The organism is Labilibaculum euxinicum (assembly GCF_963678175.1).
GTDB classification, from domain to species: Bacteria; Bacteroidota; Bacteroidia; order Bacteroidales; family Marinifilaceae; genus Labilibaculum; species Labilibaculum euxinus.
In genome coordinates this window covers 4,922,720-4,936,794 of the sequence record NZ_OY782756.1, presented here as the reverse complement: position 1 = coordinate 4,936,794, position 14,075 = coordinate 4,922,720, and the positions used below count along the sequence as shown (strand labels likewise).

The window sequence follows — 14,075 nt, the reverse complement described above, 5'->3', positions numbered from 1 at the left end:
AATTATAAGTTAGGAGTGAAATTCATCATTCATAATTTGTTCGACCTTTCGACTTTTCAAGACTCTTCCAGATTTTATTTGTCAGTGTTTTAGCATTGCATCGCCAAATTTCCTGGTGATTTGTATGCCTGAGTTTTTCAGGAATTGAGAGGGTAATTCGCCACCGGCAAAAATGTAGACCAGATCGTTATCAAGGGCAATTTTATCTTCCGAATCAGTAATCGAAAGTATAAGAGAATTTTCCTGTATCAGATCGATATTGGAATTGTAGACCACGTTTATTTTGTTCTGAGCGATTGCATCTTGAATTCGCTCACTGTTTTTAGGTTTTAGGCGGTTAAAAGAATTATTTCGGTACGATAAGGTTACCTTGTTTTGATCTGCCAAAAGCAGAGCCGATTCAATGGCCGAATCGCCGCCGCCAACCACCAAAATATTCTTGTTGGAGATGTTTTCGGGCTCGAGTAATCGGTAGGCTACCTTTTCCAGCTGTTCACCATTTACATTCAGCTTGCGCGGACTACCGCGCCGGCCAATGCTGATTAGTACTGTCTGAGAGGTATATTCTTCTCCGTTTTTTGTACGAATACTAAAAAACTCGTGCTTCTTTTCTATCGATTCAACCTTTGTATTTTCGCTTACGCTGATTTCATTTTTGTTCATTACGTCTCCCCACAGTTCGAGCAATTCTGTTTTGCTGGTTTCGTACAATTTCACTTTTCCGTAAAGAGGAAGATCCATAGGGGAGGTCATTACAATTTTCGATCGAGGGAAAGAAAAAACTGTTCCGCCCAGACTATCCTGTTCCAGAGTGATGAACTTCAGATTGTTCTTTTTTGCCATTAAGGATGCCGATATTCCTGCGGGTCCTGCTCCAACAATGAGTACATCATATTTCGCTTTGCTGTTTTTTTTGATGCAGGAAGTCAGATTCTCGATTGCCTGCCTGCCTTGCTCAACTGCATTTCTTATCAGTCCCATACCACCCAATTCGCCGGCAATAAAAATGCCCGGCACATTGGTTTCAAAATTCTGATCGACATGAGGCAATTCTACGCCACGTTTTTCGGTACCAATACACAAGCTGATTGCCTGAGTAGGACAGGCATGAAAACATGCACCATGCCCAATACACTGTGATGCGTTAATTACGGTAGCTTTTCCGTTTCGGATTCCTAAAATATCTTTCTCGGGACAAACCGTTATGCAGGCGCCGCTCTTTATGCAGGAATGCTGATCGACTACCGGATGGAGTGATACCGGTTCGTACAATCCGTCGGCTTTGGCTTGCGTAATTTTTTGCTCAACAATGCGCGATTCTCTTTTTTGCTTTCGGATGTAAATGAACACAACCAACAAACAAAGCAAGAAAACCGAGCCGTAAATTATTATCTCTTCCAGCAACAAATCCATTTTATATAGAATGTTTTTTAATAAGTTTCTCTTATCCATCTTATGAAGAAAGATATTGGAGTTTTATTTGAGTATATCAATCTCATTTCTCACAGCTGGAATCTCATATCTATTAATATCAGAATATCCATTTGTATCCAAAAATGATGGTAACTGCTACATGAATGAGTAAAATAACCAACATCACCAGTGCAAAAGGCAGATGGGCAACATGCCAGTATTTAAAAAGCTTTTGCATGTAGTTCAGTCGATCAATCTTACGGTTCAAAGTAATTTCATGAATCACCAAACGCTTAATTTTTTTCCGTTCGGCTTGGGAGAGTTTGTTTCGTTTCAGTTCAGAATCTATTTTTTTATAGGTCTTTCTATCTTTTGCCATTTTTCTTAGTAATCGGAACAGAAGCAAACCTGAATTGTTATCAGAATTTCCGGCTACCGATGCCACAATAATTTGATGGCTTTCTTCATTCAAATTGTACTCTTTCTTCAGCAGTGCACCAACGTCAGTTTTTGTATCTCTTACTTCTAATAAACTCAATTCCCGGCCTTCTATTGTTCTGGGAATTTGAATATAGATGAATCGCCCAATAATACCGCTAATAACAACTGCCACCATACTCCAAAACGAAATGGAGACAATTCCTCCAAATTTAAAGGCTGTATGAAAGAGAATCAAAACAGGTCCGAGCGAACACAGGAAAATATGAAATTCGAGCCAGTATTTTAGAATTCCAATTCTCGAAAAACGCGCAATTCGTTTTCTAACCATATACATAAACACACCTATAATAATCAGCAGCGAACCAATAATTCCCAAACCATGCCCAACAATACCACTTGGTTTCAATATTTGATGATCGGGATGATAGAAACGCTCCTCAACATTCAGATGATAGTAGGTGAATCCATAGTAGCAAAGAACTGCAATTGCAATTAAAACAATCAGTACAAATAAGACTAAGGATAGAACATGTATAAATCTCGACATAGGTATGGTTTTAGATGAATTTACGGAATTCGGATTAAAATATTGTTGGGCATCAGTAATTTAGATAGCGTCTATTTCTAAATAAGATTATAAGGTCAAGAAGTGAAAGGGGATATGAATGAGGTGGGGCATGCCGTGGCATATCTTGAAAATTACAGTCATGCTGATCAATTTTGAGATTACTAAGCAGCATTCCCAGTTTTTACTATATTTGTTTTTCTTACTAAAAACAGATAGATATGAAACGTCCATGCCAAGGTGTTTTTGACATTGAGGGATAATTATTCCAGCATGGTAAGTTCCATATGGCAAATTAAAAACAAATTATAAATCATATGAAGTATAGCTTATTAGCCTTGTGTTTTGCCTTTTTGGTTTCATGTTCGGGTTCCGATGATGAAAAAGATTACAGGGCAGAGAATGAAGAAGAGATTGCAGCTTATGTGCTCGCAAACAATTTAACTGCAGAAAAAACTGCATCGGGTCTGTATTACGTAATTGAGGAGGAGGGTACAGGAGCCGCAATTACAAGTACTTCTAATGTAACAGTTACCTACAAAGGTTATTATGCCAACGGTACGGTTTTCGATGATAGTAAAGGGAATTTAGTTTCCTTCAATTTACAAGGTGTTATTCCTGGTTGGACCGAAGGACTTACCCATTTTAAAGAAGGCGGTAAAGGAATGTTATTAATACCTGCCCATTTAGGATATGGCAGTAAAGATTACAATGGTATTCCCGGAGGATCTGTACTGATTTTTGAAATTGAGGTATATACTCCTGAAATGATTGCTGCAAAGAATGATGAAGATATACTGGCTTATTTGGAAGCAAACAGCATAAGTGCAACCAAAAGCGATTCAGGTTTGTATTATACAATTGAAGAGGAAGGAACAGGAGCACAGCCAACAGGTACGTCGAATGTAACTGTGGCCTACAAAGGCTATTTTTTGAGTGGATCTGTTTTTGATGAAAGTAGTTCTGCTGGAGTTTCTTTTGGATTGGATGAGGTAATTAAAGGTTGGAAAGAAGGTATTACCTATTTTAAAGAGGGAGGTAAGGGAAAGTTGTTTGTTCCTGCAGCCTTGGCTTATGGTAGCTATAACTATTCAAAAATCCCTGGGGGATCAGTCCTTATTTTTGATATCCATTTGATCTCTGTAAACTAAACGGGAACCAAACTCCATTCGATTCTATGAAGATAAAGGATGCCAATCAGGTAATTGATATTGTATCGAAGTACATCGATCTTTCGGTTGTTCCATTTGGACAGGACAAAAGGTCGGTTGTTCGTGTAGATACCCGTCAGCCAATGTATGGCGGCAATGGCATTGTTTACCTCTTGCAGATGTTTGATGCGGATGAGTTGATTAATAACAGGATTGGTTGTTTTATGGTCTTTTTAAACAAGTACGATCAGGCTGGATTTCACGATCACGGCCCCAGAGGAGAAGAAGAAATTTATGTAGTGATGCATGGCGAAGGAGAGTATTCCGATAAGGCAGGTGAATACGGCAAAGTGAGAACCCATAAAATCACGAAAGGAAGCATCACAGCAGTAAGCAATGAGGGATTTCACTCTGTGCAAAACACCACCGACGAGCCACTCATCATTTTTGTGATTACTACGAATAAGGCATAAGTAAATACTTTTATTATATAGAAAAGGACCCCCAACAGGTTCCTTTTTTGTTCTTTTGCTCAAGCCACAAGGCTTTTACTTTTCTCCTTAGATGAGAAAAGTAAACTGCCGAACAAAGTGAAACCATGAGTACCAAAATAATATTTCAAGAATAAAAGAATCAAGTCAGCCTGATCCTTGTCATTTCTGTGTGGTTGCATTGTGGCAAGCCTTACGGCAGGCTGACAAAGCACGCTCAGATTATAGGAGTTACTTGTTTAGGAGTATTGCAGAAGCCCGTCCAGTTTGAGGACTATTATAAAAAATTGAAAAAGAGCCTCACCTAAGCGAAGCTCTTTAAACTTTGAAATATATTTATTTTATGCCTCCACCTCTTCTGGCTCGGTATTGTATTTTTTGTAATTGAAGTAAGCAGTTAAACTTAGAATCAGAACAATTGCAACGGTGTAGTACACCCAGGTTGGCACCGGAACAGGATCGCCTTTTGCGTACGAATGCATACCTGCCAAATAGTAGTTCACACCAAAATAAGTCATTAAGATTGAGCTGTAGCCCCAAACCGAAGCAATATTAAAGGAGTAAACCGATTTTAAGCCGGGAATAAAACGCATGTGCAATATAAAGCTGTATACCAAAACACTTACCAGTGCCCAAGTTTCTTTTGGATCCCAACCCCAATAGCGGCCCCACGATTCGTTGGCCCAAATACCACCCAGAAAAGTTCCGATGGTCAGGAAATACAAGCCGATGGTCATAGTCATTTCACTAATCCGGCTAAGATCTGTTACAGTGCTTTTAATTCTATCAATGTTATTCTTATTCTGTAAATTGAACAGGAAGAGGTTGATCATTCCTAAAATTGCCGCCAGAGCAAGAAATCCGTAACTGGCAGTAATAATGGCTACGTGAATGGTTAGCCAGTACGATTTAAGAACCGGAACCAAATTGGTAACCTCTGGATTCATCCAGCTTAAATGCGCAACAAAAAGAGTTAAACCTGCAAGAATAGATGTTGCAGCTAAGGCAAAATCCGATTTCTTCACAAATATAAATCCTGAAAGTAAACAAGCCCATGCCACATAAGTCATCGATTCAAAACCGTTGCTCCAGGGGGCATGACCGGAAATATACCATCTGGCAGCCAATCCGGTTGTGTGTAAGATAAAGCCAATTCCTAATATCAGTATGGCTGCACGCATAATCCACTTTACCGAAAATTTCGGGTTGATAATCTGGATCACCAGAAACACAACTAAAAAGAAACCAATTAATAAATAGTAGGGGAATAACCTTTTAAAGATATTGGTATTGTTGTATAGAATCTCAATTTTTTGTTTGGTAGGCGATGGAATTACATTTTGGGCAAAACGGTTTTGATAGGTTTTTATTCCTGCAATATAATTGTCTGCATTTGTAAAATCGCCGCTGTTTAAGGCTTGTCCCAGCAGCAACATTGATTTTTTTACAAACAAAGAATCATCGCCGGAAAAAGCCAGTTCAGCAGTAGGATTGTACCAGGCATGCATGTCATCGTTCGGATCAGGGAATATTTTTAAGAATTCACCAGTAAACACCATATAGCTGATGTTAACCCTTTCGTCAACCGAAATAATTTCCTTATCGTAACCTGTGCGCTGCGATGGTTTTCTTGAATAAGCATCCTGTACTTTCTTCGAAAGTTTGTACTGTCCTTGTTGGTCTAAAAAGTGTCCGAACGATCCGTATTTGCCCGAAATGCCAAGTTCCTTAGCCAATTCCGAATTCCCAACCTTAATCATGGCAACCGTTTGCCACTGTTGTGGATTTACAATCATGCTAAGAAAAACCTGCTCGGCAGTATATCCCTGAAACTTGCTTTTCTTTGTGATTTTACGAATCACCTCGCTGGCCATGGTATTAATGGGTTCGAAACGACCGCCGTTATCTTGCACTAACAATGCTCCAAAATCCTGCGATTGCTTTAATGGAACAATAGGTAATATTTCATTTTGTGCCGAAGCAGGACACAGACTGCCTGCAATCAGGAAAGCCGTTACGGCAATAACTTTCATACTTTTCGATTTTGCCCCCAATGCTTTAAAACGGGTAGCCGGACTAATCAGTGACCAGGCCATACCCAGCATAAGGATAAAATAACCAAAGTAGGTAATTCTCATTCCCCACTGGTCGTGATTTACCGAAAGAACAGTTCCTTTTTCGTCCGTATCATACGATGCCTGAAAGAATCTGAATCCTTTGTATTTTAGAATGTTATTCATGAAAATACGATGGTTTTGTTCAATCCCTTTTTCATTATCCACAAGAGTAACTTCACTTGCAAATGATGATGGGCTGTTTGAGCCAGGATATCGGTCTAAGATAAATTTGTTTAGTTTCAGAGAAAATGGAATTTCAATTGTTTTTGGACCGTAAGCTACTGCAACATCAATACCGTTTATCATCAAATTACTGGGTACGCCAACATAATTACTTGATCCTTTCACAATCATTTCCTTTTGCTCATTTCCACTTTTCACATCAAATACCAATACCGTAGGGGCATTCTTATCTCCGCCTTGTATGTATTTGTAAATTGCTGCAGGGAAAAAGTTTTTGATTACTATTTTGGTGCCGTTTAAATCGTATAATTTCTTAGGGAATACCACGTGCCATTTATTAGCTTCCATTGGAATTGGATCTCCGCCCATCATACTTACTTCCGAAAATTCAAAGGGAGAAATTATTCTTAAACTATCCGAGTAATCGAAAACAATAGTATTTGCATTGGGACTACCTCCAAATGCGATAAGATTAGCACCTATGTTTTTTTGTTCGCTGTAAGCTATAGTAAAATTCTGCATTCCTGCCATTCCAGTAGAACCAACCGCAACCATCTCAATAATGGGTGTGCCATTCGGGTCCTGTGCAATGGTCGATTGAGCATTGGGAATCATTGTTTTAAGTGATACCTCAACATTTTTATTGTCGATATTCAAATCATCACTAAATTTAGTTGTCTTTACCGATGAAACAGTAATTTTTTCGCTTAATTGACTGATCTTACTATTGGTTCGTGCCTGAATATTGATGTAGGAACTCATCGTGGTAATCTGATTGGTTGATTGCCCTTCGCGAATGTGCATATTGCCCTCGTAACCAATATATCGGGTAATCCCCGAGCCTATGAAAATGATAATGAAGGCTGCATGAAACAGGAATATAGACCACTTCTCTTTTTTGTAAAGCTTGTATCTGAAAATATTTACAACCAAATTAATGGTTAGTAAAAGTAACATTAACTCGAACCACCAGGCATCATAAACCAATACACGGGCAGCTGAAGTGCCAAAATCATTCTCTATAAAGGTTGCTGTTCCAATTGAGAAAGCAAATAAAATGATGAGTACTCCCATCATTTGCATTGAGAATAGGAAATTCAGAAACTTATTCATTTTTGATAGAAATTTAATTCGTTTAAAGAATTTTATTGAAATTCGGATGAAAGCCTTATGTTTCGTCAGTTTCCGAATATGAGAGTTCAAGGTACGCTTTTCTTTATAATTTCAAAATAGCTCAAGTTACACTTGCCATTTGCATTACAAACTATTTTTTCATGCAAACATGTAACTTGTTGTAAGTAAGTAAATCTCTTTTTTGTCTTGTGACATTTATCTTTAATAAGGCAGATAAATGTCTGTTTTGATTGCGTAAACTCTTCAAGACTTTACAGTCAGATTCTGTAAGAAATTAGAATATACAAAAAACGCCGTTTCGATTTGAAACGGCGTTTTTTGTATGCTTGTAGCTAAAATATTATCCTTCAATTTTATGAAGAACCATTTTTTTGGCAACTTCAATTGCTTTTTCCAGTCCCTGAGGATCTTTACCGCCAGCTGAAGCAAAGAATGGTTGTCCGCCACCGCCGCCTTTTATTTCTTTGGCAGCTTCACGAATAATAGCTCCGGCATTCAAATCGTATTCTTTTACCAGATTATCCGAGAACATGATGGTAATGTTTGCTTTTCCATCCAAATCGGCACCCGAAATAAACACAAGATTATCAACTTCTCCTTTTAGTTGAAATGCGATATCTTTAATGTCACCCGCGCTGGCAACAGCAATTGATTCGGCAATAATATTAACATTATTCGTTACCGAGATATTTCCTTTCAAATCATTCTTAACGATTTTCAAACGGTCTTTTATGAAACCATCCAAATCTTTTTTCAAACCTGAATTCTCATTCATCAAATCAGTAATGTTCTTAATCAGATTCTGATTTGATTTAAAAATGCGTTCAATCTCCTTTAAGGTATTCAACTTATCGTTGATAAATTGTTCTGCTTTTACAGCAGTAATTGCTTCAATTCTTCTAACACCGGCAGCAATTGCACTTTCCGATGTAATTTTAAAATACCCGATTTGACCAGTAGCATTCACATGTGTTCCTCCACAAAGCTCAACTGAATCATTAAATTTAATAACACGAACCAAATCGCCGTATTTTTCACCAAATAAAGCCATTGCACCAAGATTTACAGCCTCAGTCATTGGTATGTTATTCTTTATTTCGATAGAGATGTTCTCACGAATTTTAGCATTCACAATTTCTTCTACCTTGGCAATTTCTTCCTCGGTTAGTTTCTGAAAATGCGAAAAATCAAAACGCAAATGATCAGCATTTACAAGAGATCCTTTTTGTTCCACATGCTCGCCCAATACTTCGCGGAGTGCGTGATGCATTAGGTGAGTTGCTGTATGGTTATTTGCAATTAAAGTTCTTTTGCTTTCGCTGACTACAGCCTTAAATACTACAGTTGGATCTTTTGGTAATTCTTTTGTAAAATGAACAATTAATCCATGTTCCTTTTTTGTATCTACAATAGAGATTTTTTCTCCATTCGCTTCAATGTATCCGGTATCTCCAACTTGTCCGCCGCTTTCACCATAAAAGGGAGTAATGTTGAAAACCATTTGATACTGGTCTTTATCTTTCGAAGAAATTTTACGGTAACGGGTAATTCTTACCTCAGTAGTCAGGTAATCGTAACCAACAAATTCTTCTACATCATCTTTTAAAATCTCAATCCAATCGCCGGTATCAACAGATGTTGCTGAACGGGAACGATTTTTCTGAGCTTCCATTTCTTCGTTAAATTCTTTGCGGTTGATAACCAAATCGTTTTCTTTCAAAATCAATTCCGTTAAATCCAACGGAAAACCATAGGTATCGTACAATTCAAAAGCCACTTTACCCGATACAACTTTGTAATCTTCCGATTTTGTTTTATCAATAATTTGATCCAAAAGGCGAATTCCGTTTTCGAGAGTTCTTAAGAAAGAGTTTTCCTCTTCCATTACTACTTTTTCGATTAAGTTTTGCTGCTTAATCAGTTCAGGGAAATGTTTTCCCATCACCTCAATTAGTACCGGAATTAAACGATGCATAAATGGCTCTTTAAAGCCAAGGAAAGTGTAGCCGTAACGAACAGCTCTTCTCAAAATTCTTCGGATTACATATCCTGCCTTATTGTTCGAGGGCAATTGTCCGTCGGTAATGGCAAAAGCAATGGTTCTAATGTGGTCGGCAATTACTCTAAGAGCAATATCAATTTCTTCATCTTTACCATATTCCTTCGCACTCATTTTTGCGATAGTCTGAATAATTGGTTGGAACACATCAGTATCGTAATTTGATGTTTTTCCCTGCATAGCCATACACAAACGTTCAAAACCCATGCCTGTATCTACATGCTGATGAGGCAAAGCTTCCAAAGAACTATCCGCTTTGCGATTGTATTGCATAAATACAAGATTCCAAATTTCAATTACCTGCGGGTGATCTTTATTTACCAAATCACGACCGGCAACTATTTTCCGTTCTTCATCACTACGTAAATCAACATGAATTTCGGAACAAGGTCCACATGGGCCTGTATCACCCATTTCCCAGAAATTGTCCTTCTTATTTCCGTTTATAATTTGTTCGGCAGGAAGAAACTTGGCCCATAATTCTGCAGCTTCATCATCACGGCCTAATTTATCATCAGCACTTCCTTCAAAAACAGAAGCGTACAATCTATCTTGCGGCAGTTTGAATACATCAGTTAAAAGTTCCCATGCCCAATTGATGGCATCTTTTTTAAAGTAATCACCAAACGACCAGTTACCCAACATTTCAAACATGGTATGATGATAGGTGTCGTGACCGACTTCCTCTAAATCGTTGTGTTTTCCCGAAACGCGCAGGCACTTTTGAGAGTTGGCAATTCGCTTGTATTTAATTGGTGTGTTACCCAAAAATATATCCTTAAATTGATTCATTCCCGCATTGGTGAACATTAAAGTTGGATCATCTTTAATAACCATTGGTGCCGAAGAAACAGTCTTATGTTGTTTTGAGGCAAAGAAATCCAAAAATGCCTGTCTGATTTCGTTAGAATTCATGCTATTATGTTTTATATCAATCTGATTTGTATACTTAGCTTGCAAAGTTAGATTATTTCCTTAATTTTGTTAGCTGTGGAGGGAAAAAGTTTAGGCTTTTTTCTATAAAAAAAATCTAAAAATATTACATGGCGAAGACTAAGTATCAGTTTAACCCAGAGTCTATTAGTTACGAAAAAGTAGAGGCCAATTTTAAGACGAAAATAATTAACGTTCTAAAACATATGGCTTCAAGTTCAGTCCTTGCCATTGTAATGGTTGTGGTATTGTTCTATTTTTTCGGATCCCCAAAAGAGAGATCTCTCATTCGTGAAAATCAGCAGTTAATTGCACAATATACCCGTCTTAATTCAGAGTTGGCAAAACTTCAAAACGTTTTAACGGATCTTGAACAGCGGGATGATAATATTTATCGTGTAATTTTTGAGGCGGAACCGATTCATTCAAATATTCGAAAAGCGGGTTATGGAGGAGTAAACCGATACAGTAATTTGGAGAATCTTGAAAATTCTGAATTGGTTATTTCAACCAATAAAAAGATTGACCGTATTGCCAGATCGATGTACGTTCAGACTAAATCTTACGATGACGTTGAAGTAATGGTAAAGAACAAGTTTAAAATGCTTGCATCTATTCCTGCTATTATGCCGATTGCAATAAAAGATTTTGGAAGAATTTCATCCGGTTACGGATGGAGGATTCATCCAATTTATAAAACCCGTAAATTCCATGATGGAATGGATTTTAACGGAACCGTTGGAACGCCAATATATGCAACTGGTGATGGTGTGGTTACCTATAAGAATACAGAGAGGGGATACGGCAAAAAAATTGTAATTGACCACGGTTTTGGATATAAAACCGTATATGCCCACCTCAATGGCTACAACGTGAAAGCCGGACAGAAAGTAAGACGGGGAGAAGTTATTGCCTTCCTTGGAAATACTGGTTCATCAACGGGACCTCATATCCATTATGAAGTAAGGAAGAATAACAAGACGATCGATCCGATCAACTATTTTTTTAACGATTTAACAGCCGACGAGTATGACAGTATGGTTGCTTACGCTGCTAACACTGGTCAAACAATGGATTAGTTCTATCGAAAGAAAATAGGAAAGCATAAAAAAGTGGCACGGAAAATATTATTTCGTGCCATTTTATTTGTTACTTTAGATAATAAATTGTCCTAATCGGTTCATTTCTATACAATTTATTTGGCTTGTGAAACTTAAATCGTAACATCGGTGCCTTACAAAGAAAAAAAAATCGAAAAACTATATTATGCCATTGGAGAAGTAGCTGAGATGTTTCAGGTAAATACTTCTTTGATTCGATTTTGGGAAAAGGAATTTGATATTATAAAACCTAAAAAGAATAAGAAGGGAAATCGGTTTTTTACACAAGCGGATATTGAAAATTTTCATTTGATATTTCATTTAGTGAAAGAAAGAGGGATGACTCTTAAAGGAGCCCAGCTCAAGTTGAAAGAAAATAAAGAAGATACCGAGAATAATTTTGCTGTTGTTACTCGTTTACAGGAAATTAAAGGTCTGCTTCTTGAGATTAAAGAAGAATTGTAATTCGTAAATTTTATTGAAATTGAAAGTAAGAGATATTGTTTCATCTATCGAAGAGATGGCTCCTTTGACCTATCAGGAATCGTACGACAATTCAGGTTTACTGGTTGGTAGTTATGATTCAGATGTTACCGGTGTTCTTATTTGTTTGGATGTTATAGAGAGTGTAGTTGAGGAAGCCATTAAGAAAGGGGTAAATTTAATTATTGCTCATCATCCTATCGTTTTTAAAGGGTTAAAGCGTTTTAATGGGAGTAATTATGTCGAGAGAACAGTAATTCTTGCCATTCAAAATAATATTTCAATTTATGCTGCCCATACCAATTTAGATTCAGTAAAAGGCGGGGTGAGCGATCGTATTTGCGATTTAATCGGACTTCAAAACAGGAGAATTCTATCTCCGGTAAGTAACGATCTTTATAAACTGGTAACATTTGTACCCAATAAGTTTGCTCAAAAAGTTAGAGATTCATTATTTGAGGCCGGTGCCGGAAGCATTGGAGGTTATGATTCCTGCAGTTATGCTGTTGAAGGTACCGGAAGCTTTAGAGGCGGAGAGAATACCGATCCGTTTGTTGGTGAAAAAGGAGAATTGCATTTAGAGGCTGAAGTTCGCATCGAAACTATTTTCCCAAAGCATTTAAAGGGGAAAATATGTTCGGCACTTCTAAAAAATCATCCTTACGAGGAAGTTGCTTTTGATATTTATTTGCTCGAAAACGACAACAAACAGGTAGGAATGGGTATGATTGGCGAACTTACAGCACCCGAAGATCCACTTTTCTTCTTAAGCAGGATAAAGGAAATATTCGGATCGGCATGTGTAAAACACACCCAGATAAGTAAGAAAAAAATAAAAACCGTTGCAGTATGTGGTGGGAGTGGAAGCTCCTTGTTACGTAAGGCTATCAGTCGGAAAGCTGATGTTTTTGTGTCGGGAGATTTTAAATATCACGAGTTTTTTGATGCTGAAGGCAGAATAATAATTGCCGATATCGGGCATTACGAAAGTGAACAATTTACAAGAGATATTTTTTATGAGATTGTTACAAAAAAATTCCCTAACTTTGCGGTTTATATTTCAGAGATAAATTCGAATCCAATAAATTATTTGTAAAACATATGACTACACAAGATCCAAAGGCTTCAGATTTTAAGGATATTTCAGTAGAAGATAAATTGCGCACAATGTACGAAATGCAGTGTGTTGATTCTGAAGTAGACCAAATTAGAACGCTAAGGGGAGAGCTTCCATTAGAAGTTCAGGATTTGGAAGATGAAATCGCAGGTCTTGATACTAGGATTGCCAACCTAAACAATGAGGTAAAAGATTTAGTTGAAACTGTTGCGAAGAAAAAACAAGAAATTAAAGAAGCAGGATTACTTATTAAGAAGTATGAAGCTCAGCAAATGAATGTTCGTAACAATCGTGAATTTGATTCTATTTCAAAAGAAATTGAATTTCAAAATTTAGAAATTGAATTGTGCGAAAAGAGAATTAAAGAATTTACTTCGGAAATTGCCAATAAAAAAGCGGTAATTGAAAACTCAGATAAAGTTTTTGCTGAGAGAAAAGCTGATTTGGAAGGCAAAAAGGGTGAGCTTGATGCAATTGTATCAGAAACTCAAATTGAAGAAGAAAAATTGGTTGCTGCGTCTGCTTCGTATAGAAAAAAAATAGAACCAAGATTGTTAACAGCGTATACAAGAATTCGTTCAAATGCAAGAAATGGTCTTGCAGTTGTAACAGTTGAGCGTGATGCTTGTGGTGGTTGTTTTAATAAGATTCCACCTCAACGTCAGATGGATATTCGTTCTCGTAAAAAGATTATCGTTTGTGAATATTGCGGGCGTATTTTGGTAGATCGTTTTATTGTTGATTATGACAATAGTCTGGAGGAAGCAGAAAAAGCTGAACAAGCTGAAAAGCCAAAAAGAAGAACTCGTAAAAAAGAATAGTACTATTCTTATATCATATAAAAAGCTGTTTCATTTTTTTTGAAACAGCTTTTTTTAATGTGAATAT

At 37.2% G+C, this 14,075-nt stretch carries 10 protein-coding genes; 6 read left to right on the top strand and 4 right to left on the bottom strand.

The genetic code is table 11. The annotated features are described in order from the left end of the window. Positions 1-81 precede the first annotated feature (81 nt). Together ACY0M5_RS19505 and ACY0M5_RS19500 are read right to left on the bottom strand one after the other, a co-directional pair. Positions 82-1,452 carry an NAD(P)-binding domain-containing protein gene (locus ACY0M5_RS19505; protein ID WP_461630313.1) on the bottom strand — a complete coding sequence of 457 codons (1,371 nt, stop codon included), beginning with the start codon at positions 1,450-1,452 and terminating at the stop codon, positions 82-84. Between the two features lie 79 nt (positions 1,453-1,531). Then, positions 1,532-2,401 carry a hypothetical protein gene (locus tag ACY0M5_RS19500; RefSeq protein ID WP_124991324.1) on the bottom strand — a complete coding sequence of 290 codons (870 nt, stop codon included), beginning with the start codon at positions 2,399-2,401 and terminating at the stop codon, positions 1,532-1,534. Positions 2,402-2,736: 335 nt separating this feature from the next. Here ACY0M5_RS19500 and ACY0M5_RS19495 point away from each other — a divergent pair, with 335 nt between their 5' ends. Beyond that, positions 2,737-3,570 carry an FKBP-type peptidyl-prolyl cis-trans isomerase gene (locus tag ACY0M5_RS19495; protein WP_461630312.1) on the top strand — a complete coding sequence of 278 codons (834 nt, stop codon included), beginning with the start codon at positions 2,737-2,739 and terminating at the stop codon, positions 3,568-3,570. 26 nt (positions 3,571-3,596) lie between these two features. Next, positions 3,597-4,043: a cupin domain-containing protein gene (locus ACY0M5_RS19490; protein ID WP_461630311.1), complete on the top strand. Its 447-nt coding sequence runs from the start codon at positions 3,597-3,599 to the stop codon at positions 4,041-4,043. A gap of 359 nt (positions 4,044-4,402) precedes the next feature. Here ACY0M5_RS19490 and ACY0M5_RS19485 read toward each other — a convergent pair whose 3' ends face one another. Further along, complete coding sequence (locus ACY0M5_RS19485; protein ID WP_461630310.1) at positions 4,403-7,474, bottom strand: cytochrome c biogenesis protein; 3,072 nt, start codon at positions 7,472-7,474, stop codon at positions 4,403-4,405. A gap of 361 nt (positions 7,475-7,835) precedes the next feature. After that, on the bottom strand, positions 7,836-10,469 hold the full coding sequence (gene alaS / locus ACY0M5_RS19480) for an alanine--tRNA ligase (protein ID WP_461630309.1): 2,634 nt from the start codon (positions 10,467-10,469) through the stop codon (positions 7,836-7,838). Between the two features lie 128 nt (positions 10,470-10,597). On the opposite strand from alaS, the gene ACY0M5_RS19475 reads away from it, so the two are divergent. The 4 genes from ACY0M5_RS19475 to ACY0M5_RS19460 all read left to right on the top strand — a co-directional run bounded on the left by ACY0M5_RS19475 (position 10,598) and on the right by ACY0M5_RS19460 (position 14,008). Further along, positions 10,598-11,566: a M23 family metallopeptidase gene (locus ACY0M5_RS19475; protein WP_124991320.1), complete on the top strand. Its 969-nt coding sequence runs from the start codon at positions 10,598-10,600 to the stop codon at positions 11,564-11,566. Between the two features lie 150 nt (positions 11,567-11,716). Then, a complete protein-coding gene (locus ACY0M5_RS19470; RefSeq protein ID WP_289532043.1) occupies positions 11,717-12,052 on the top strand; it encodes a MerR family transcriptional regulator in 336 nt (111 codons plus the stop codon). A 19-nt stretch (positions 12,053-12,071) separates the two neighbouring features. Then, on the top strand, positions 12,072-13,166 hold the full coding sequence (locus ACY0M5_RS19465; RefSeq protein ID WP_156194261.1) for a Nif3-like dinuclear metal center hexameric protein: 1,095 nt from the start codon (positions 12,072-12,074) through the stop codon (positions 13,164-13,166). A gap of 5 nt (positions 13,167-13,171) precedes the next feature. Beyond that, positions 13,172-14,008 carry a zinc ribbon domain-containing protein gene (locus ACY0M5_RS19460; RefSeq protein ID WP_124991317.1) on the top strand — a complete coding sequence of 279 codons (837 nt, stop codon included), beginning with the start codon at positions 13,172-13,174 and terminating at the stop codon, positions 14,006-14,008. Positions 14,009-14,075 lie beyond the last annotated feature (67 nt).